General features: G+C 73.5%; 20 protein-coding genes. 7 read left to right on the top strand and 13 right to left on the bottom strand.

Going from position 1 to position 20,278, the window contains the following annotated elements; all coding sequences use genetic code 11:
* Nucleotides 1–35: 35 nt before the first annotated feature.
* The 9 genes from WBG79_RS16885 to WBG79_RS16925 all read right to left on the bottom strand — a co-directional run bounded on the left by WBG79_RS16885 (nucleotide 36) and on the right by WBG79_RS16925 (nucleotide 7,674).
* Nucleotides 36–665, bottom strand: coding sequence for a 2-dehydro-3-deoxy-6-phosphogalactonate aldolase (locus WBG79_RS16885; RefSeq protein WP_337358353.1), 630 nt, complete (start codon nucleotides 663–665; stop codon nucleotides 36–38).
* On the bottom strand, nucleotides 662–1,567 hold the full coding sequence (locus tag WBG79_RS16890) for a 2-dehydro-3-deoxygalactonokinase (RefSeq protein WP_337358354.1): 906 nt from the start codon (nucleotides 1,565–1,567) through the stop codon (nucleotides 662–664). Before WBG79_RS16890 ends, WBG79_RS16885 begins: the two co-directional genes overlap by 4 nt.
* Before the next feature lie 79 nt (nucleotides 1,568–1,646).
* Nucleotides 1,647–2,564, bottom strand: a complete 918-nt coding sequence (locus tag WBG79_RS16895) for a ribokinase (protein WP_337358355.1) — start codon at nucleotides 2,562–2,564, stop codon at nucleotides 1,647–1,649.
* 50 nt (nucleotides 2,565–2,614) lie between these two features.
* On the bottom strand, nucleotides 2,615–3,349 hold the full coding sequence (locus tag WBG79_RS16900) for a PulJ/GspJ family protein (protein WP_337358356.1): 735 nt from the start codon (nucleotides 3,347–3,349) through the stop codon (nucleotides 2,615–2,617).
* Complete coding sequence (locus tag WBG79_RS16905; RefSeq protein WP_337358357.1) at nucleotides 3,318–3,851, bottom strand: type IV pilus modification PilV family protein; 534 nt, start codon at nucleotides 3,849–3,851, stop codon at nucleotides 3,318–3,320. The genes WBG79_RS16900 and WBG79_RS16905 overlap by 32 nt, the downstream gene beginning before the upstream one ends.
* The gene (locus tag WBG79_RS16910) at nucleotides 3,826–4,308 is read right to left on the bottom strand and encodes a type II secretion system protein GspH (protein ID WP_337358358.1); all 483 of its coding nucleotides are present in this window, start codon (nucleotides 4,306–4,308) and stop codon (nucleotides 3,826–3,828) included. The genes WBG79_RS16905 and WBG79_RS16910 overlap by 26 nt, the downstream gene beginning before the upstream one ends.
* Entirely contained in the window at nucleotides 4,277–4,792 is a 516-nt protein-coding gene (gene gspG / locus WBG79_RS16915) for a type II secretion system major pseudopilin GspG (RefSeq protein WP_337358359.1), read from the bottom strand. Before gspG ends, WBG79_RS16910 begins: the two co-directional genes overlap by 32 nt.
* Nucleotides 4,792–5,991, bottom strand: coding sequence for a type II secretion system F family protein (locus WBG79_RS16920; RefSeq protein ID WP_337358360.1), 1,200 nt, complete (start codon nucleotides 5,989–5,991; stop codon nucleotides 4,792–4,794). The genes gspG and WBG79_RS16920 overlap by 1 nt, the downstream gene beginning before the upstream one ends.
* A gap of 15 nt (nucleotides 5,992–6,006) precedes the next feature.
* Nucleotides 6,007–7,674: a GspE/PulE family protein gene (locus WBG79_RS16925; RefSeq protein WP_337358361.1), complete on the bottom strand. Its 1,668-nt coding sequence runs from the start codon at nucleotides 7,672–7,674 to the stop codon at nucleotides 6,007–6,009.
* A 305-nt stretch (nucleotides 7,675–7,979) separates the two neighbouring features.
* Here WBG79_RS16925 and gspD point away from each other — a divergent pair, with 305 nt between their 5' ends.
* The 6 genes from gspD to WBG79_RS16955 are packed head-to-tail and all read left to right on the top strand — an operon-like array spanning nucleotide 7,980 to nucleotide 13,878.
* A complete protein-coding gene (gspD, locus tag WBG79_RS16930; protein WP_337358362.1) occupies nucleotides 7,980–10,346 on the top strand; it encodes a type II secretion system secretin GspD in 2,367 nt (788 codons plus the stop codon).
* A 10-nt stretch (nucleotides 10,347–10,356) separates the two neighbouring features.
* Nucleotides 10,357–10,941 (top strand): prepilin peptidase, encoded by a 585-nt coding sequence (locus WBG79_RS16935; protein ID WP_337358363.1) that lies wholly within the window; start codon nucleotides 10,357–10,359, stop codon nucleotides 10,939–10,941.
* Nucleotides 10,938–11,822 (top strand): general secretion pathway protein GspK, encoded by an 885-nt coding sequence (locus WBG79_RS16940; protein ID WP_337358364.1) that lies wholly within the window; start codon nucleotides 10,938–10,940, stop codon nucleotides 11,820–11,822. The genes WBG79_RS16935 and WBG79_RS16940 overlap by 4 nt, the downstream gene beginning before the upstream one ends.
* Before the next feature lie 51 nt (nucleotides 11,823–11,873).
* Nucleotides 11,874–12,926 carry a PilN domain-containing protein gene (locus tag WBG79_RS16945; protein WP_337358365.1) on the top strand — a complete coding sequence of 351 codons (1,053 nt, stop codon included), beginning with the start codon at nucleotides 11,874–11,876 and terminating at the stop codon, nucleotides 12,924–12,926.
* Nucleotides 12,923–13,468, top strand: coding sequence for a type II secretion system protein GspM (gene gspM / locus WBG79_RS16950; RefSeq protein WP_337358366.1), 546 nt, complete (start codon nucleotides 12,923–12,925; stop codon nucleotides 13,466–13,468). The genes WBG79_RS16945 and gspM overlap by 4 nt, the downstream gene beginning before the upstream one ends.
* A complete protein-coding gene (locus tag WBG79_RS16955; protein WP_337358367.1) occupies nucleotides 13,465–13,878 on the top strand; it encodes a hypothetical protein in 414 nt (137 codons plus the stop codon). The genes gspM and WBG79_RS16955 overlap by 4 nt, the downstream gene beginning before the upstream one ends.
* 3 nt (nucleotides 13,879–13,881) lie before the next feature.
* Here WBG79_RS16955 and WBG79_RS16960 read toward each other — a convergent pair whose 3' ends face one another.
* Complete coding sequence (locus WBG79_RS16960) at nucleotides 13,882–14,697, bottom strand: DUF2189 domain-containing protein (protein WP_337358368.1); 816 nt, start codon at nucleotides 14,695–14,697, stop codon at nucleotides 13,882–13,884.
* A 97-nt stretch (nucleotides 14,698–14,794) separates the two neighbouring features.
* Complete coding sequence (locus WBG79_RS16965) at nucleotides 14,795–15,553, bottom strand: TerC family protein (RefSeq protein ID WP_337358369.1); 759 nt, start codon at nucleotides 15,551–15,553, stop codon at nucleotides 14,795–14,797.
* Between the two features lie 341 nt (nucleotides 15,554–15,894).
* On the opposite strand from WBG79_RS16965, the gene WBG79_RS16970 reads away from it, so the two are divergent.
* Complete coding sequence (locus WBG79_RS16970; RefSeq protein WP_337358370.1) at nucleotides 15,895–16,815, top strand: aminotransferase class IV; 921 nt, start codon at nucleotides 15,895–15,897, stop codon at nucleotides 16,813–16,815.
* On the opposite strand, the gene WBG79_RS16975 is transcribed toward WBG79_RS16970, so the two are convergent.
* Entirely contained in the window at nucleotides 16,770–17,702 is a 933-nt protein-coding gene (locus WBG79_RS16975; RefSeq protein ID WP_337358371.1) for a transglutaminase family protein, read from the bottom strand. The genes WBG79_RS16970 and WBG79_RS16975 overlap by 46 nt on opposite strands.
* On the bottom strand, nucleotides 17,699–20,266 hold the full coding sequence (locus tag WBG79_RS16980) for a circularly permuted type 2 ATP-grasp protein (protein ID WP_337358372.1): 2,568 nt from the start codon (nucleotides 20,264–20,266) through the stop codon (nucleotides 17,699–17,701). Before WBG79_RS16980 ends, WBG79_RS16975 begins: the two co-directional genes overlap by 4 nt.
* Between the last annotated feature and the right edge of the window lie 12 nt (nucleotides 20,267–20,278).

Below are 20,278 nucleotides of genomic sequence, written 5' to 3' on the forward strand. Positions count from 1 at the left end.
CCCCCTGACGAGAAGGCCCGATGCGATCCCGCGAATCAAGCGCCCACTCCGCCGCGCCACGTCGCCACGAAGGCCTCGGCGCGCGTGCCGACGTCGCGGGCCGTCATGCCGGGCTTGTAGAGGGCGGATCCGAGACCGAAGCCGTCGGCGCCCGCCGCCCGGTAGGGCGCCATGCGGGCGGGGTCGATGCCGCCCACCGGCAGGAGGCGCGTGCCGGGCGGCAGCACCGCGCGCCAGGCCTTCAGTACCTCCGGCGGAAGACCCTCGGCGGGGAAGAGCTTGACCCCGTCGGCGCCGGCCGCGAGGGCCGCGAAGGCCTCCGTCGGAGTCGCGGCTCCCGGCAGCGAGGCGAGGCCCGCCGCCTTGGTGGCGCGGATCACGGCCGGGTCGGTGTTGGGCGAGACGACGAGCCCCGCGCCGGTCGCCGCGACGGCCTGCGCCTCGGCGGGCGTGAGCACCGTCCCGGCGCCGAAGAGGGCGGCCTCGCCGAAGCGGCGGACCAGGCCGGCGATGGTGGCGAACGGGTCGGGAGAGTTGAGCGGCACCTCGATCAGTCGGAAGCCGGCCTCGACCAGGGCGGCGACGACCGGCTCCGCCTCGTCGGTGCGGATGCCGCGCAGGATGGCCACCAGGGGCAGGGCCGCGAAGGCCTCGTCGAAGGTCACGGAACCAACTCCATGGCACGCGCGAGGGCGAAGAGGCCCCGGAAGGCCGCGTCGGCCGGCCCCGGGGCGAGATCCAGGCCGAAGAGGCGGGCGGCGTCGCGGTAGAGGGCGGCGAGCCGCGGGTCTCCGACCACGACGGCGGGGAGGCTTCGGTCCAGGCCCGGCAGGGCGGCGGCGAGCTCGGCGCCGATCAGGATGCCGGACAGGTAGGCCGACACGGAGTGGGCCGGCAGGCGTCCGGCCAGCGGCAGGGTCCGGGCCGTGAAGACCGCGTGGGCGAGGGCCGGGTCGCGGCGCGTGCGCTCGACCCCGGCCGCGAAGGCCTCCGGGTCCGGCTCGTCGCCCTCGGCGAGCTGGCCGATGATGGTGTGGTGCCGGATCGCCGCGAACAGCTCGCCGGTCATGTGGGTGGCGAAGCCGGCGACGCGGCCGTCCCGCAGCCGCGCCCACTTGGAGTGGCTGCCGGGCAGGACCACCTCGGCGTCGTGCAGGCCCCCGGCGGCGCCGAAGATCTGCACCTCCTCGCCGCGCATGACGTCCGGCAGGCCGTCGGAATCCGCCGACGAGAGGCCCGAGACGAAGACGAGCGGCACCCGGTCCTCGACGCGCCGCGTCCCGCGGGCAAGGTCGGCGAAGCCGGCCGGGCAGGGCACATGCGGCACCTCGACCCAGCCGTTGCGGCTGCCGATCATGCCCGAGAGCAGGACGGGCAGGGGTCCGTGCCGGTCGAGCCAGGGTCCGACATGCCGGAACAGCGTCGCCGCGAAGGCGCGGTCCGGCACCCTGGTGATGCCGTCCGGCCCCTGCGCCTCGGCCATGGCGCGGCCGTCCCCGGCCAGCAGCGCGGCGCGGAACGAGGACGTCCCCCAGTCGACGGCGATCAGGTGCGGCGTTTCGGTCATGCGGGCCGGGTTTGCGGTAATTCTCGGACAAAATAGCCCGCGCGGGCCGGGCCGTCACCGGCAAATCGACCGAGGTGCCTCACTTTCCGGCAAGCATGGCGTCGACTTCCGCCCGGGTCGGCATGGACGGCACGGCGCCCGGTAGGCCAACCGAGACGGCCGCCGCGGCATTGGCGAAGCGCAGGGCGGCGGCGAGGTCCTCGCCGCGGGCGAGTTCGGCGGCGAGCGCGCCGACGAAGCAGTCGCCGGCGCCGGTGGTGTCGACGGCGGCGACCCGATGGCCGCGCGCCTCGACCCGCTCCGCACCGCCGCCGAACGCGACCGCCCCCGCGGCCCCGAGGGTGACCACCACGGTGCCGCAGCCCGTCGCGCGGAGCCGGGCGGCGGCGTCGGCGACCTCGTCGGCACGGTTCGCATCGACGGCGCGACCGGCCAGAAGCCCGAGTTCGTGCTCGTTGACGACCAGGATGTCGACGAGGGGCAGCAGCGCGCGGGCCTCCTCGAGGGCCGGGGCGGCGTTGAGGAGCGTGCCGGCGCCGGCGGCGCGGGCCTGTTCGAAGGCGGCGCGGATGGCGGCGAGCGGGACTTCGAGCTGGGCCACGACCCGGTCGCCGGGCGAGAGCGGGACGGCGGCGGCGTCCTCGGGCCGGATCTCGCCGTTGGCGCCGGCCACCACCACGATGGTGTTCTCCGCCCTGGCGACCGTGATGACGGCCGTCCCGGTCGGGGTGCCGGGCAGAACCCGGATGCGCGCGACGTCGATCCCGTCCCGGGCCAGGCCTTGCGTGAGCGACGCTCCGAAGGGGTCGTCGCCCACGGCGCCGACGAAGGTGACGGCCGCCCCCGCGCGGGCGGCCGCGACCGCCTGGTTGGCGCCCTTGCCGCCGGCGTAGCGGGCGAAGCCGGTGCCCGGGATGGTCTCGCCGGGGCCGGGGAAACGCTCGGCGGTGACCACGAGGTCCATGTTGATCGATCCGACCACGACCAGCTTCGGCATGCCGTCCTCCCGTTTTCGCCGAGGGATAGCACGGATCGGCCGGGGCCGGACTAGCGCAGGGGGACCTTCTCGGCGCCGCCGGACTCGGCCGGCTTCTGGCCGGGCGCGGCGGGCTGGGCCGGCTGGGCGGCGCGCGGGGCCGCGGCGAGGACCGGCAGGGCGATCGGCACCGGGGGCGCCGCGCGGCCCGACGCCGGCGCGACGGTCAGTTCCAGGAGGCGCGGCATGGCTTTCGGGTCGGTCCAGTCGTCGCGCCGCTCGCCCTTGGCGGAGACGGAGGCGAAGCTGAACCGGTAGGGGCCGGAGGCGATCGTGGTCGCGCCGGCAAATTCCCGCGGGTCGCGGTCCGCCGCCCCGGGCTCGTAGGGGACCGACCGGCGGACCAGGGCCTCGCCGTCGTCCGCGGCCTCGACCGTGAGCGCAACGGCCTCGAGCGCCGCGCCGGCGGCGGCCGAAAGGGCCGGGCGGACGAAGACCACCTCGCGGCTGCCGGCCCGGAAGACGAGGCGGGGGGTCTTCTCGTCGCCCGTCATGACCGGCACGGCACGGGCGAGGTCGTCGCCGAGGCGCGCGGTCGCCCGCATCCACAGGTCCGCGTCCTCGATCTTGCGCTGGCCGGTCATCCAGCGCGCCGCGACGGTGCCGGCGAAGGGCATCAGGGCGGCGACCAGCGCCACGGTGAGCACGAGGGCGGCGATCACCTCGACGAGCGAGAAGCCGGCCGTGCGGCCTCGGCCGCGGCGCCGGAGGGCCTCAGCGGGCCGGAAGGAGCTTGGCGGTCTCAAGGCGGACGCTCCGGCCGGAGGGGGTGGTGACCACGACGGCGATGTCGACAGGCTGCGGGGGCGGGGTCGGGGCCGCGGCCGGCCTGGCGGGAGGAGCGGCCGAGCCGCCGGCGCCCGCGGCCTGCGGCTCGGACCGCTTCGCCGCGCCGTCGAGCGGGGCGGGCGGGACGGGCGGGCGCAGGTATTCGATGAGGGCCGGCCGGGTGGTCACCTCGTAGCGGTAGTCGCCGGCGCGCCCCGGCCCGGCCGTGGGGATGCTGTCCGGCTCGGCCCTGAGGGCGCCGATGACACCGCGCGCCACGGTCACGGCGGCGAGCGTGTCGGCGGGCGCGCGCGCCCCCGCCCAGGCGCCCGACAGGGCGCGCGACAGGGTGGTGACCATCAGGCTGGCGATCACGATGGCGACCAGGACCTCGATCAGCGAGAAGCCGGCGCGCGGATCCGCGGCGGGCGCCGCGGCCGCGTTCCGTCCGCGGTCAGACGCCTTCGAGGATCGCCACATTGCCGGTCGCCCAGTTGACGCGGACCCGGAAGGCGCGGGGTCCCTTCGCGAGGCGGAGCACGCCGCCGCAGCTCGTCCCGTCCGGCCGGAACAGAATCCCGACCCGGTCGCCGTCGCGCCGGCAGGTGTCGCCGGACAGCAGGGAGGCGTCGACGTCGCGCGGGACCGCGACGCTGCGTCCGCCGAGGCTCAGGCTGCGCTGCCGCGTGTCGAAGACGGCGGCCTGCTCGCGCCCGCTGGCGATCGAGGCCGTCCGGGTCTCGCGCAGGAGGGCGGCGGCGTCGACGGCGGTCGCCAGGAGGCGCGCCGCGCCGGTCCCGCGCGGGATCGCCGGGAAGGCCATCATGACCATCAGGCCGAAGATGATCAGCGCCGGGATCACCTCCAGGAGGACGAAGCCGGCGCGGCGGTGGCGGCCCGGGCACTCAGCGCTGCCAGCTGAGGACGTCGGCGGCACTGTCGCTCCCTCCCTCGCGGCCGTCCGAGCCGAGCGAGACGATCTCGTAGGGGCGGCCCTGGCCCGGCGAGCGATACACGTAGGCGTTGTTCCAAGGGTCCTTGGGGACGCCGTTGCCGCGCAGGTACGGGCCGTTCCAGGTGCCCGCGTTGCTGGGGCGGGCCATCAGGGCGTTGAGGCCCTCGGCGGTGGTCGGATAGCGGCCCATGTCGAGGAAGAAGAGGTCCAGCGCGTTGGTGAAGCTCTCGAGCTGGATGCGCGCGGTCTTGGTCTTGGCATCGGACAGCTGGTTGAAGACGCGCGGCCCCACGAGGCCGACCAGGAGGCCGATGATGACCAGGACGACCAGCATCTCCACCAGGGTGAAGCCCGAGCGGCGCGGGTCGGGCCGGCGACGGCGTCCGGCGAGGTCGACGATGCCGGGCTCCGCGAGGAGCTTGCCGGCCGGACGGAGCCGCGGGAGGGGGACTGTCGGGTGTTCCATCATTGCACCAGCTGGTTGACGCTCATCAGCGCCGACATGATCGTGACCATCAGCCCGCCGATCACCACCGCGATGGTGATGATGGCGATCGGGCCCACCAGGGCGCCGACCCGGTCGAGGCGGTCGGTGAGTTTCTTCTCGTAGAGGGCGCCCGCCTCGGCGGCGACGGTGGCGAGCTCGCCGGTCTCCTCGCCCATGCGCAGCATGCGGACGGCGACGTCGGGCAGGAGGTCGACCCGGCCCAGGGCCTCGCTCAGCCGTCCGCCGCGGCGGACCTCGTCGCCGACGGCGGCGACGGCCTCCTGGCCGGCCGGGCCGAGGATGCTCTCCAGCACCTTCAGGGCTTCGGAGAGGGGCACACCCTGCCCGAGCAGGGTGCCGAGGTTGGTGGTGAAGAGCGCCGTCCGGCGCAGGGACCAGACGCCGCGCACGATCGGCAGGGTGGTGGCGGAGCGGATGAAGCCGTCGCGGACCGACTTGACGCGGGATCCCAGCAGGCCGGCGGAGAGGACGGCGATCAGCACGCCGCCGACCAGGTCGAAGTTGGCGGCGAGCCAGGCGGAGAGGCCCAGGACGGCGGTGACGAGCGCCCCCGGATTGCCGCCCGAATCGGCGATCAGCCCGGCGAATTGCGGGACGACGCTGACGAGGAAGAAGGTCAGCACGCCGACGGCGCCGACGAGCAGGAAGGCCGGGTAGCGCAGGGCGGCGCCGACCTTGTCGGCGAGCGCGTGGCTGCGGGCGCGCTGGGCCGCGACGGCGGCCAGGACCCGGTCGAGGTGGCCGGTGGCTTCCGCCACCTTGGCCATGGCGACCACCTCGGGGGGGAATACCTCGCCGTGACGCTCCAGGCTCTGCACCACGCCGCTGCCGGCCAGGATGTCGCTGCGCAGGGTCCGGACGGTGTCCCGGAGGCCGCCTTTCAGGTCCTCCGAGGCGAGGAGGAGCGCCTCGTCGATGGTGAGGCCGCTCCTCAGCATGAGCGCCAGGTCGCCGAGGAAGCGCGTGACGGCGCGCGGGTCGACGCGGGTGGCGAAGAGGCTCGCGCCCCCGCCCGCGGACGCCAGCCGCTTCGCCTCGACCAGCATCAGCCCGCGGGCGCCGAGCTCGTTGGCGACGCCGAATTCGTCGGCGGCCTCGGCCTCTCCGGTGAGGGAGCGGCCGTCGCTGGCGAGCGCGGTGTAGGCGAAGCGAGCCATCGGGTGCCGGGCTCCCTAGCGCAGCGCGGCGACGCGGAAGACCTCGTCCACCGAGGTCGATCCGTCGAGGGACTTGGCGCGGCCGTCCTCGATCATGGTGCTCATGCCCTCCCGGCGCGCCTCCGCCTCGACGGCGCGGTCGTCGCTGCCGGAGAGGATCAGGCGGCGGATCGGCTCGCTGACCTCGAGCACCTCGAAGATGGCGCGGCGGCCGCGGTAGCCGATGCCGGCGCAGCGGTCGCAGCCCTGCGGCTCCCACACGGTCGCGCCCGGCTCCAGGCCGATGGCGGCGAAGCGGGGATTCTTGTCGAAGTCGCGGGCCTGCAGCTTCCGCTTCCGGCGGCAATCGGGGCACAGGATGCGGACGAGGCGCTGGCCGACCACGGCGCGCAGGGACGAGGCGATCAGGAAGGGCTCGACGCCCATGTCGACGAGGCGGGTGACCGCCGCCGCGGCCGTGTTGGTGTGGAGGGTCGTCATCACCAGGTGGCCGGTCAGCGAGGCCTGGATGGCGATGTCGGCGGTCTCCTTGTCGCGCACCTCGCCGACCATGATCACGTCCGGGTCCTGGCGCAGGAAGGCGCGTAGCGCGGAGGCGAAGGTCAGGCCGACATTGGGGCGGACCTGGGACTGGCTGACGCCGGGGATCTCGTATTCGACCGGGTCCTCGACGGTCAGGATCTTGCGGGTCTGGTCGTTGAGGGCGGCGATGCAGGCGGCCAGCGTGGTGGTCTTGCCGCTGCCGGTCGGGCCGGTGACGACGACGAGGCCGTAGGGCATCTCGATCTGCCGGCGCAGGACCTCGCCGTCGCGCTGGCGCAGGCCGAGCTGGGCGAGTTCGACCAGCTTGCCGGACCGCTCCAGCAGGCGGAGGATCACGGCCTCGCCGGCGGTCGTGGGCATGACGGCGACGCGGACGTCGTAGTCCCGGCCGCGCACCTTGGTGCGGGTACGGCCGTCCTGGGGCAGGCGGTGCTCCGCGATGTTGAGGCCGGACAGGATCTTGATGCGGGAGACGAGCGCGCGGTGGGGCACGCGCGGGGAAGGGATCGACCTGAGGACGCCGTCGATGCGCAGCCGGACCTGCGTGTCGCGGCGGGTCGGCTCGACGTGGATGTCGGTGGCGCGCATGGAGACCGCCCGCTCGAACAGCTCCTCGACGGCGCGCACCACCGGGGCGCCGCTCGCCAGGTCGCGCAGTTCGTCCAGATTCTCGTGGCCTTGCGGGGCCGGCTGGTCGCCGTCCGGATCCTCCTGGCGGGCGTCCTCGGCCTCCCCGGCGCGCTCCAGGGCGATCTCGACCTCGTCGAAGCCGGCGACCTCGATCCGGGTCTCCGGGCCGAGCGTCAGCAGGATGGCGTCGATGGCGTCCCGGCGGCTCGGGTCCGCCACCGCCAGGCGCAGGCTGCCGTCGCGGTGGCGATAGGGGATCATGCCCGCGTCGGTCAGGTAGAGGCGCGAGAAGCGCTCGGCGAGCGACTGACCGGCGAGGATGTCCTCGAGCCGCGCGCGGGGCAGGCCGTGGTGCTCGGCGGCGACCTCGGCGAAGCGGGCCGCGACCATGCCCGAGACTTCGAGGAGCTTGCGGTAGGCGCGCGTGGCGTCGTCCCCGGCCCCCTTGGAGGGCAGCCGGTCGGGATCGAGATGGCCCCCTTCGACGAGGCGCTCGGCGAGGCTCGTCATGGCGGGCCTCAAGCGCGGCGCGTCGGAGCTGCGGTCCGGCTGTCCGAGATCGTCATCCCCGTTCCTTCGGTCCGCCGCATGGCCCGCCGGTGCGGCGGGCGGACTGCGTCACCTAAGTCTCGCCGGGAGTTGGTTAACAGGTCTCTAATAAATCGACCCCGATGGGCTCTTCCCTAGGGACACCTCAGCCCCCGGGGCAAATCCCGGTCTCAATGTTTCGTTAACCATCCTTGGCGAATAGTTGCCCCGCGGAACGAGGCTTAACCGCCCGTTCGTCATTCTTAATCGGGCGTTCGCACAGTCCCATGGACCTGAAGCCGAGATCGACCGCCTCGCCCCTCCCGGGCCGCGCGGACCTGCCGGGCCGGACCGGGCCACGGACGTCCCGCGGACAGGGGACCGCGCGTGCGGTCCGCGCCCTGGCGCTGGCGGCCGCGGTCGCGCTGGTCGGCGGTTGCGGGCAGAAGGACACCTCGGGCAGCTTCACCCAGCAGTTCACCGGCATGGGCGCCAACGATCTGGCGGCGCGCCGCCACGAGGCGGGCGGCAGCTACGGGACGCAAGGCGGCGGGGCGGTCGCGCGGGTCCAGCGCTACCTGGCGGACGGCCGGGTCGACCGCACCGTCACGGGCAGCGTGGGGGGCAACGCCGACGGCGTCCCCGAAGGGTCCGTCGTGGCGGAAGGCGACGGCTACGTGCTCAATTTCGAGAGCGTGGAGATCTCGGCCCTCGCCAAGTCGATCCTGGGCGACATCCTGGCGCAGAACTACACGGTCGACCCGCGGGCCTCCGGCACCGTCAGCCTCACCTCGGCGCGGGCGATCCCGCGCAACCGGCTGATCACCGTGCTGGAGACGACCCTGAAGGCCGTCAACGTGGCGGTCGTCAAGGAGGGCGGCACCTACCGGCTGACACCGGTCAGCGAGGCCGTCGGCTCGGGCAACTTCGACGTCGGCAACGCCGGCGAGGGCTACGGCACCTCGGTCATTCCCGTGAAGTACGTGTCGGCCCAGACCGTCGCCCGCGTGCTGGAGAGCTTCGCGAGCCGGCCGGGCTCGCTGAAGGTCGACCCGGCCACCGGCTACGTCCTCGTCCAGGGCACCTCGGCGGAGCGCAAGGCGGTGATCGACGCCGCGTCGCTGGTCGACGCCGACTACATGAAGGACCAGTCGGTCGGGATCTTCCCGCTCGCCAACTCGTCGCCCGAGACCATCATCTCGGAACTGCAGCGGATCCTGGATTCCGGCGAGGGCGGGCTCGGGCAGGGCCAGGTCGTCATGCAGCCGATGGGCCGGCTCAACGCCGTCCTGGTCGTGTCGCGGCGGCGGGACGGCATCGACATGGTGGGCCGCTGGGTGAAGCGCCTCGACCGCGCCGACCAGGCGGCGAGCGGGGTCAAGGTCTACCGGTTGAAATACGGCCAGGCCAAGAACGTCGCCGCCCTGCTCAACGACATCTACGCCGGCCGGGGCAACGGGGCGGCGGGCTCGCGCGACCGCGACGCGCTGGAGCCCTCCGGCGGCGATAGCGGCGGGACGACGGCGCATGCGCCCGCGGCGGGCTCGGGCATGGGCGGGGCCGGCACCGCGATGGCGGGCGCGGCGCCCCAGTCGCGCATCGGCTCGGCCTTCGCGAGCTTCGGCTCCGCATCCAATCCCGCCTCGGCGTCCAGTGCCTCCGACGACGGCTCCGACCCCTCGCGCGGCGGGTCGTCGTCGAGCTACGGCGGGGGCGGCGGGGGCGGCAGCGGCGGGGGGCGCGCCCTGATGCCGAACGTGCGGATCACGCCGGACGTGATGAACAACTCGCTCCTGATCTATGCGTCCGCGGGCGAGTACCGGCAGATCGAGCGGACCATCCGCGAACTCGACCGGCCACCCGTGCAGGTCGCCATCGAGGCCACCATCGCGGAGGTGAAGCTTTCGGACGATCTCAACTACGGGGTGCAGTTCTTCCTCAAGAACACCGACCTGGGGATCAAGACGCCCGGCTCGGTCAGCTACTCGAACCAGGCCAACCTGACCCGGACCTTCCCGGGCCTGAACCTGCTGGTCGGCCGGGCGTCGGACCCGCGCTTCGTGCTCGACGCGCTGCGCAGCATGACCAACGTCAAGATCCTGTCCTCGCCCTCGCTCGTGGTGATCGACAACCAGCCTGCGGTCCTGCAGGTCGGCGACCAGGTCCCGATCACGACCCGGTCGGCGACCTCGGTGGAGAACCCGACCGCGCCGGTGGTCAACAACGTCGAGTTCCGCGACACCGGCATCATCCTCCGGGTGCTGCCGCGGGTGAACGCCAACGGTGTCGTGACCCTCGAGGTGGAGCAGGAGATCTCGAACGTCGTCGACAAGACCGGCGGGCAGACCCTGACGCCGACCATCGCGCAGCGCCGCATCCGCAGCCAGATCGCGGTCTCGAGCGGCCAGACGGTGATGCTCGCGGGCCTCATCACCGAGCGGCAGGAGCGCGGGCGGTCGGGCATTCCCGGGCTCGTGGACATCAAGTTCATCAACGAGATCCTGTCGACCAACACGAACGTGGCCGAGCGCAAGGAGCTCATCATCTTCATCAAGCCGCAGATCATGCGCGACCAGGTCGACGCGCAGTCGATCTCGGAGGAATTCCGGGCCCGCATGGTCAACATGCGCCAGCCCATGACCCTGCCGCGCTGAGGAGACGGGAATGGCGGAGGCCGGGACGAGAGGCAAGCCGGGAGGCCGCGGGGCCTGGGTGGCGGCGGGTGGCCTCGGCGCGCTCGCCGCGGCGGCGCTCGCGGACCCGGGCGAGGCCGGCTTCGCGATCGTGCTCTGGGCCCTGGTCCTCGTCGTGGTGGCGAGCGATCTCGCCGACTACACGATACCCGACCTCGCCTCGGCGGCCATCGCGGCCGTCGGCCTCCTGCGGGCGGCCGTGCTCCTGCCCGGCGGCGAGACGGTCCGGGATGCCGTTGTCCTGGCCGCCCTGCAGGGCCTCGGGGCGCTGGCCGCCTTCTGGGCGGTCCGGGCTGTGCACATGCGGCTCGCCGGGCGCGAGGGGCTCGGATTCGGGGACGTGAAGCTCGCCGGGGCGCTCGGCGTCTGGCTCGACTGGGGCGCGCAGGCGCTCGCCCTGCAGGCGGCGGCGGTCGCGGCGCTGGCGGCCGTGCTGGTCGCGCGGCGGCGCGGCGCGCCGGGCGGGCGGGATCTCGCGGTGCCGCTCGGCGCCTTCCTGGCGCCCGCGGCCTTCGCGGTGCACCTTCTCCTGCCCTACCTGGATGCCCTGCCGTGAGCGCGCGCGCCGAAGGCTCGGACCCGCGGCGGGGGGCCGTGCTCCTGATGGTGCTGGTGCTCGGGCTCGTCGCCTCGAGCGTGACGGTCGTCGCCCTCAGGGCGTCCTCGGCGGGTGTGCGGTCCGCGACGGTGTTTGTCGACGAGATGCGCGCGGAGGCGCTCGGGCAGGCGGCGACCGACCTGGTGGCCGCCGCGGTCGCCTCCGGGCGACCGGACGCGGCGCGGGCGGGCGCCTTCCGGTCGCGCTTCGCGGACGGCGAGGCGATCGTGGAATACCGGGCCGAGACGGCGCGGGTCGACCTGAACCTGGCGGCGCCGGAGCTCATGACGACGCTGTTCGAGGCGGCCGGGGCGGAGCCGCGCGTGGCGCGGGAACTCGCCGACCGGGTGGTCGACTGGCGCGACCCGGACAGCGCCAAGCGACCGTCGGGTGCGGAGCGCGACGACTACCGCGCGGCCGGCCGGTCGGGGCCGGCGAACCGGCCCTTTTCGCATATGGCGGAGGTCGAGGGCGTGCTCGGGATGGGCCGGGGGCTCCTGGCGCGGCTCGCGCCGGCCGTGACGGTCGCCTCGGGGAGCGCGCGGGTGGATCCGATCCTGGCAGACCCGCTGGTGGTGCTCGCCCTGATGGGCGGGGACCGGCGGCGGACGGAGGATTTCCTCGCCCTGCGGCGGCAGCCCTTCGCCCGGATGGAGGACGTCACGGCGCCGTTCCCGAACGCCTCGCGCGCCTTCATCGGGCTCGACGGGGGCAAGGCCGTACGCGCGGCGATCCGGATCGTGCTCAGGGACGGGTTCGAGCGGCGCTACGAGGCGGTGGTCGGGGGCGCGGAGGCCGGGGCCGGGCCGTCCGTGCTGGCCTGGGAATCGGTCAAATAACACGCGGGCCCTTAGCCGGACGGCAAGGGTTCCCGGCTTACGCGAGGAGCCATGTTCCAGTCGATCGAGACCTGGACGAGACAGTGGATCGGAACCCTCGCGGGCTTCGCGGCCGCCGCGCTCGACCGTCTGTCGCCGACGGGCAGCTTCCGGCTCGCCTTCGCGGACGGGGCCTGGACGGTCGCGGAGGCGGGCGCCGCCACGCCGATCGGCCGGATCATGCCGGAGGGTGCGGGGGCGCGGTTCGATCCCCCGACGCTCGGGAGCCGGCTGGCCGGGGCGACCGTCGCGCTCGAGGTTCCGCCCGCCTGGATGATCCGGCGCGCGCTCGACCCGGTCGCGGCCCGGAGCGTGCCCTATCTCGACGCCTTCCTGCGCCACCAGGTGGAGCGCGTGACCCCGTGGCGGGTCGCCGACACCTATTTCGGCGGCGCCACGGAGCCGCTCGCGGAGGATCCGGCGCGGGTGGCGGTGACGATCGGCGTCGTGCCGCGGCAGCTCGTGGCCCCGGCGGTCGCGCTTCTGGCGGGATGCCGGCCGGCCCGCCTTTCGCTGGTCGCTCCGGACGGCGCCGGGCCTGCGATCACGGTCGCCGCCAATCCGTCGCGGCGGGAGGTGGAGGTGCGGCGGGCGATCGGCGGCGCGGCGGCGGCCCTGGTGGTTGCCACGGTCGTGGTGCTCGGCGCGGCGTCCTGGTGGAGCACCGCCCTGGACACGGAGATCGCCGAGCTGGACGGCCTCGCACGCGAGCGCAAGGCGGTTCTGGCGACGGCAGCCGAGCGCAACCGGCCGAAGGGCGATCCGGCGGCCGGGCTGAGGGCGCTCAGGGCCGGCACGCCGACGGCGGTGGTCCTCCTCGACGCGCTCTCGGAGGTGCTGCCGGACGGTGCCTGGCTGACCGACCTCAGGATCGAACGGGGCGTGCTGCGCATCACCGGCATCGCATCCGACAGCGCGCAGCTGGTGCCCCTGCTGGAGGCCTCGCCGCGCTTCGAGGCCGTGTCCTTCTTCGCGCCTACCACGCGGCTGCCCTCCGGCGGGCAGGACCGCTTCCACATCGAGCTGAAGGTCGAGCCCGTCCGCTCGGCGGGGGTGATGCGATGATCCTGCCCAACCGCGAACAGTCGGTGGCGCTCGGGATCTTCGCCGGGCTGGTGCTCCTGTTCCTCGTCGTCGCGGTATCGTCCTTCCAGTCCGTCGCCGCGCTGATGGAGGAGCGGGACGCGCGGCTGGGGCTCCTCGACACGCTCAAGCGCCAGACGCCCCTGCGGGCCGGGGCGGGGGATCCGGCCGACCAGCGCGACCCGTTCCTGCCCGGTGAGAGCGAGACCATCGCGGCGGCCGGCATGCAGCAGCGCGTGCGCGGGCTCATCGAGGCGGCCGGGGGCCAGGTCTTCTCGGCGCAGATCCTGTTCCGCAGCGAGGAGGGGGACCCGGACCGGCGGGTCGAGCTGCAGGTGGTCTTCGAGGCGGGCATCGAGGCCGTCCAGAAGGCGCTCTACCGGATCGAGACCGAGGCGCCCTTCGGCTTCGTCGACGAACTGTCGATCCAGCCGGCGCGGACCGACGGCGAGGCGGAGGCGGATCCCGGGCGGCTCCTGCGCACGACCGTCACCGTCACCAGCCACTGGCGGAGGGCGTCGTGAGGGCGCGCGCGGGCCTCGCGCTCCTGGCCGTGCTCGCCGGGCCGGCGGCGGCGGCTTCGATCGAGCACGACGATCCCGGGCTCGGCGCTCTGGTGGCGACGCGCGAGCGGCCGCTCTTCTCGCCGTCGCGGCGGGCGCCGGCGGCTCCGCCGGCGCCGGACGTGCAGCCGGCCGCCGTCCCGGTGCCCGTGGCCGAGCCGGTGCAGCCGCCGGCGGCCCAGCTGATGGGCGTCGTGATCGGCGGCGACATGCGGATGGCCGTGTTCGCCGACAACGGCCGGACGCTGACGGTGCGCCAGGGCGAGGAGATCGAGGGCTGGACGATCGCGGACGTGCAGCGCCGGGCGATCGTGCTCGAACGCGACGGCGAGACCCTGGAACTGAAGCTGCGCGATCCCGCGCAGCCGTGAGGGTCAGGGCGCCGGGGCCGGCTCGACGAGGCGTCGATAGAGATGCCAGGTGGTGTGGCCGAGGATCGGCATCACCACGAGGAGCCCCAGGAAGGCCGGCAGCAGCGAAACGATCAGCAGGACCACCACGATGCCGGCCCAGACCAGCATGGGGCCCGGGCTCGTCGTGACGGCGCGCACGCTCGTGATCATGGCCGTGATGAAATCGACGTCGCGGTCGAGCAGAAGCGGGAAGGAGACGACCGTCAGCGAGAACAGGACGAGGGACAGGACGGCCCCGATGACATGGCCGATGGCCAGGAACAGGAGGCCCTCCGGCGTGCCCAGCACCACGCCGAGGAACTCGCGGAAGGTGGCGAAGGACTGGAAGCCGAGGAAGAGGGCGAGCAGGAGCCGGATCTGGTACATCCAGACCACGAAGACGAAGAGAGTGACGAAGGCCATCCAGCCGAGCTCGCGGTGCCGCTGGTCGAGGACGACCTGCAGGATCGGCCGCCAGCGCAAGGGTATGCCGTGCTCGCGCCGGCGGCTCACCTCGTAGAGGCCGACGGCCACGAAGGGGCCCAGCAGCGCGAAGCCGGCCGCGGTCGGATAGGGAAGGTAGCCCATTCCCAGACGGGTTGCGGCGAGCACGATGAAGAGGCCGCCGGCGGCGTAGATGGCGCCGAAGAAGAGGCCGTAGAGCGGGGCGGCCTGGAAGTCCCTCAGGCCTTCCCCGAGCGCCTCGAAAATGACCGGCAGTGTGATGGGTCTGACCACCGGGTCGGGGCGCCGGGCCTCCGGCCCGGAGCCCTCCAGGTCCTCGATCGCCTCAGACATCCCCCACCCTCCCCTGGTTTTGCCCGAGTGTCGGCCACGACAGGGGCTCGGGCAATCCGGGAGGGTACGGAGACGCGGAAGGGCCCGTGGGCCGGCGTCAGACGCCGAACATCCGTGCCTTGAGGTAGTGGCCCATGCCCTGTCCGCAGACCGCGTCCACGGTGCCGTTGCAGGCGACCTCGTAGGAACCGCGCCAGACCATGTCGACGGCCACGTAGAGGATGACCGCGAAACCGAGCCAGGCGATCCAGCGGTAGCGGGTCAGCAGGTGGGCGATCAGCGAGGCGGCCGCGCCCATCAGGGCGACCGACAGAACGAGGCCGACGACCAGGATCCAGAGGTGCTCCTTGGCGGCACCCGCGACCGCGAGGACGTTGTCGAGCGACATGGAGACGTCGGCGATCACGATCTGCATCATGGCGTCGGTGAAGCTGGTCCCGCCATGCGCGGTCGCCTCCGAGATGACCGCGCCCGCCGCGACGGCGCCACCGGCCGCGGTGGCGACCTCGGCGGGGGCCCCCTCGGCGAGGGTCTCCTCGGCGAGCGTGACGGCGGCCTCCTCCTCCTCGACGGTCTCGGTCATCTCGCGGTACATCTTCCAGCACACCCAGAGCAGCAGGACGCCGCCCGCCAGCGTGAGGCCGACGACCGAGAGGAGCTTGGTGGCGATGAGCGCGAAGATAATGCGGAGCACGACGGCGCCGCCGATACCCCAGAGGATCACCTTCTTGCGGATCGAGTGGTGCACGTTGGCGGCCGCCATGCCGACCACGATGGCGTTGTCGCCGGACAGCACGACGTTGATGAAGATGACCTGCGTGAGCGCGATCATCTCGGGGTAGAGGTTCTGGAACATGAGCGGGCAATCCTCGCCACGAGATCTCGATACACGAACCCGTTCGGGCGGCCCCGGTTCGGGGCGGCCGCGCAGGTCCGGCGGATCGGGCCAGATTCCCCACTCCGGAGAACGCCGCCGCGGCGCGCTCTGGAGTGGGGACGTCGACCCTCTTCCGTGGTAACCGATCGGGAAGATGACCGCAACATATCTGGCATACCTGACAGTGCTTATTCTGATGGGCCGCGGTCTCAAAGCTGACGGCCGACTTGCGTGTCAGCTTCTTGTCATGTCTAAAATGCCGATGCGGGCCCGACTACTCTGTCAGCTTTATGTCACATTCGATCGGAGACCATAATACCATGGCCGGAAGTCAGGACTTCGCCTCGGACCCGCGCAACGCCGCGGTCAAGATCTACCTGAACGGCGACCTGGTCGCCCGCGAGGACGCCCGCGTGTCGGTCTTCGATGCGGGCTTCGTGCTCGGCGACGGGGTGTGGGAAGGCTTCCGGCTGCACAAGGGCACGGTCGTGTTCGCCGACCGGCACTTCGACCGGCTCTACGCCGGCGCCCGGGCCATCGACATGGACGTCGGCCTGCCCAAGGCGGCGCTCGCGGCCGAGCTCGACCGGATGCTCGCCGCCAACGGGATGCGGGACGGCGTGCATATCCGGCTGATGGTGACGCGCGGGCTGAAGAAGACGCCGAACCAGGACCCGCGCCACACGATCTCGAAGGCGACCATCGTCATCGTGGCCGAGTACAAGCAGCCCTCGCCGGAACTCGCGTCCACGGGCCTGTCTCTCTTCACCTCGACGGTCCGCTGCTCGCCGCCCGACATGTTCGACATGCGGCTCAACTCGCACAGCCGGCTGAACCTGATCCAGGCGCTGATCCAGGCCATCAAGGCCGGGGCCGACGAGGCGCTGATGCTGGACCCCAACGGCTTCGTGTCGAGCTGCAACGCGACGAACTTCTTCTTCGTCAAGGACGGCGAGGTCCGGACGTCGCGGGGCGGCTATTGCTTCAACGGCATCACGCGGGCCCACGTGATTGAGCTCTGCGAGCGGCACGGGATCCCGGTCCGGCTCGCCGACTTCACCCTGGCGGAGGTCTACGACGCCGAGGAGGCCTTCGTGACCGGCACCTTCGGGGGGCTGACCCCGGTCCGGCGCATCGACGGCCGCGACTTCGCGGGCGGGCTGCCGGGGCCGATGACGGCCCGGCTGCGCCGGCACTATGGCGACCTGATGGACGAGGCGGCCGGCGTCGTCTCGGTCTGACGGGGCGGCTCCGGAACCTCCAGGACGTCGACCTCCACCGACAGGCCCTGGCCGCCGGAAGACAGCACGACGCCGTCGACGGGGGAGACGTCCGCATAGTCGCGGCCGACCGCGAGGACCACGTGGCTCTCGCGCGCCGGGCAGGCGTTGGTCGGGTCGAGGCCGATCCAGCCGGCGGCGGGGCCGCACCACACCTCGACCCAGGCGTGGGTGGCGTCGGCGCCCTGCAGGCGCGGCCGGCCGGGCGGGGGGACGGTGCGCAGGTAGCCGGAGACGTAGCGGGCGGCGAGGCCGAGGCCGCGCAGGCCGGCGATCATGACATGGGCGAAGTCCTGGCAGACCCCGCGGCGGGTGGCGAGGACCCGGGCGACCGGGGTGGTCACGTCGGTGGCGCCGGACTCGTAGGTGAAGTCGGTCCTGATCCGGCGGTTGAGCTCGACGGCGGCTTCCAGAAGGCGGCGACCTTGCGGGAACGAGACGGCGGCGTAGCGGGTGGCGTCCTCGGACAGCGGCACGAGCCGGCTCGGGAACAGGCCGTGCACCGGGGCGGCGGGGCCGAGGTCGCGGCCGGCGGCCGCCAGCGCGGCTACCGTTTCCCACGCCGGGATCGAAGCCTCCGGGGGCAAGGGCGGCGGTTCGACCGCGACGGTCGAGGCGGCGCGGATCTCGAGGCTGTCGTGGGCCTTGCGGGTGGTCGCGCGGAGGAGTCGGTTGCCGAAGAAGTCGACCGCCTCCGAGCGCTCGGCGGGTGCCGGGTCGATGGTGACCGCGCTGGCGAGCACGCGCTGGCCGGGGCGGTCGGCCGGCATCAGGCGCAGGAGGCAGCGCGTGTAGGGGACGGTCGCCCGGTAGTGGTAGCGGGTGACGTGCGTGACCGCGTAGATCATGCCGGCGTCTCCGGCATCGGCGTCTCGTCCGTCGCCTCGTCGGGCAGCGCCTCGCCGAAGTAGCGCGTCGTGATGGCGTCGGACACCTGCATGAGGCTCGTTTCCAGCACCATGATCCGCTCCGGATCGAAGTCGGCCGCCTCGGCGGTGCGCAGCGCCGTGGACAGCCTCAGCGCGGCCCGTTCGGCCGGGTCGGCCCGCCGGCCCTCGTGGCGGTCGGCGAGGTGGCACAGGTGGTCCACCAAGCGCTCGAGCTGAAAGGCGACCGAGCGCGGGTTCGCCTCGTCGAGGAGGATGAGGTCGACGACCGGCTTCAGGGCGGCGCCGTTGATGTAGCGGGCCCGGTAGACGACCTGGCTGTCGGTCAGGTCGAGGAGCCGCATCAGCATGTCGGAGCCGACCGGGCCCTCGGCGAGGCGGCGGGTGAAGCGGGCGACCGCGATGGCGCGCTCGACCCTTGCGCCCATGTCCAGGAATCGCCAGCCGGCCGGACGGTACATGTTCTCGTGGGCGAGGCCCGTGAAGGCCGCTATCGTGCGCAGCCCCGCGTCGGCAGCCTCGAAGAGCTCGCCGGCCCCGAGTTCGACCCGCACCGGCGGCCTGGGGAAGAACCCCGTCAGGTCGGCGAGCGCGCGCCAGGCGTCCGGCGAGATGCGGTCACGCACCACGGAAGCGGTGCGGCGCGCCTCGCGCACGAGCTGGGCAACGGCGCCGGCCGAGGCCCCGAAGAGAGCCTCGCGGGCGATCTCGCCGAAATCCTCCAGGCCGAAGGGCGTCGCCCCCCAGGCGGCGAGAAGGTCCGCGATCCGGCGGGCGGCGGGTTCGTCGGCGTCGTCCGGCCCGTCGTCGTCGGTCTGGCCCGCGAGGCCGCGGGCGAGGCGGAGCGTCGCCTCGGCGCGTTCCAGGTAGCGGCCAAGCCAGTAGAGGTTGTCGGCGGCGCGGCTCGGCAGGCCGCCGGTCTCGCGGCGGACCTCGATCTCGTCGGGGTTGGGGATGAGGTTGACGGGGACGACCGGCTTCTCGGCGAGGACCCAGACATCGGCCGACCGGCCGCCGCGCTGCATGGAGAGGCCGCGCGCGTCGGGCCCGCCGGCGATCCGGCAGAGCCCGCCGGGCATCACCGTCCAGGCGCCGTCGGGGCCGCGGGCGGCGAAGACACGCAGCGAATAGGGACGGGGCTGCAGGCGGCCCTGCGACCATACCGGGGTGGTGGCGAGGCGGACGGGCTCCTGGCCGATGACATCGATGCCGCGCCGCTCGACATGGTTGCGCAGCCGGGTCGCATCGGCCGGGTCGAGTGCGGCGCCGAGCGTGCCGACATTGTCGAGGATGCCGCGGAGGGTCCGGCCGAAGGCGGGCAGGAGCGCCTTGGCGGCGAAATCCTGCAGGACGGCCTTGCGGGCGCCCTCTTCGCCGCACCACCAGGTGGCGAGGTTCGGCAGAACGAGATCCTCGCCGAGGAGCTTGCGTGCGAGGGCCGGCAGGAAGGCGAGGAGGGCGGGGGCCTCGACGAGGCCGGAGCCGAGCGCGTTGGCGACCACCACGTTGCCGGCGCGGACCGCCTGGGCGAGGCCGGGGACGCCGAGCCGGGAGGCGGCGTTGAACTCCAGGGGATCGGCCCAGTCGGCGTCGAGCCGGCGCAGGATCGCATCGGCGCGGACAGGGCCGTCTACCGTCCTCAGGTACACGGCGTCGTGGCGGACCGACAGGTCGCCGCCCTCGACCAGGAGGAAGCCGAGGGCGCGGGCCAGGTAGGCGTGCTCGAAATAGGTCTCGTTGGCGGGGCCGGGGGAGAGGAGCGCGATGCGGGGCTCGTCCCGGCCGGTCGCCGCGGCGAGGCCGGAGCGGAGCGTCTGGTAGAAGCCCGCCAGACGCTCGACGTTGAGGGCGCGGAAGACGTCCGGCATGGCGCGGGAGCCGAGCGCGATGCGGTTCTCGATGGCGTATCCGGCGCCGGACGGAGCCTGGGTGCGGTCGGCGAGGATCCACCAGCGGCCGTCCGGCCCCCGGCTGACGTCGGCGGCGTAGACGTGGAGCCAATGCCCGCCGGGCGGGCGGACGCCCACGAGCGGTCGGAGATACTCGGAGTTGCCGGCGACCAGCGCGGCGGGCAGGTGCCCCTGGGCGACGAGGCGGGCCGGGCCGTAGAGGTCGGCGAGCACGGCCTCGAGCAGTTCGGCGCGCTGGGCGACCCCGCGGGCGAGGCCGGACCAGTCGGCCTCGGACAGGACGAGCGGCACGTGGGAGAGGGGCCAGGGCCGTTCCGCGCCGTTCGGGTCGCCGTAGACCCGGTAGACGACGCCGGCGTCGGCCAGGTGGCGGTCGGCGACCTCGAAGCGGCGGCGCAGTTCCGCCTCGCCGAGGGCGGCGGCGGCGCGAAGGACCGGCTGCCAATGGGGGCGCGGGCGGCCAGCCTCGTCGATCAGCTCGTCGGGGACCCCCGGAACCGGCTTGTAGGCGGCCACGAGCGCGGCCACGCCGGCGCTGCCGCCGTCGCTCCCGCCGCCGGGCGGCATTGCCAGTTCGAGCTGCGTTTCGGCAGCCAGCTGCGGGTCGGCAGCCATCGGGTCTCCATG

This window comes from Prosthecomicrobium sp. N25, from assembly GCF_037203705.1.
In the GTDB taxonomy this organism is placed as follows: domain Bacteria; phylum Pseudomonadota; class Alphaproteobacteria; order Rhizobiales; family Ancalomicrobiaceae; genus Prosthecodimorpha.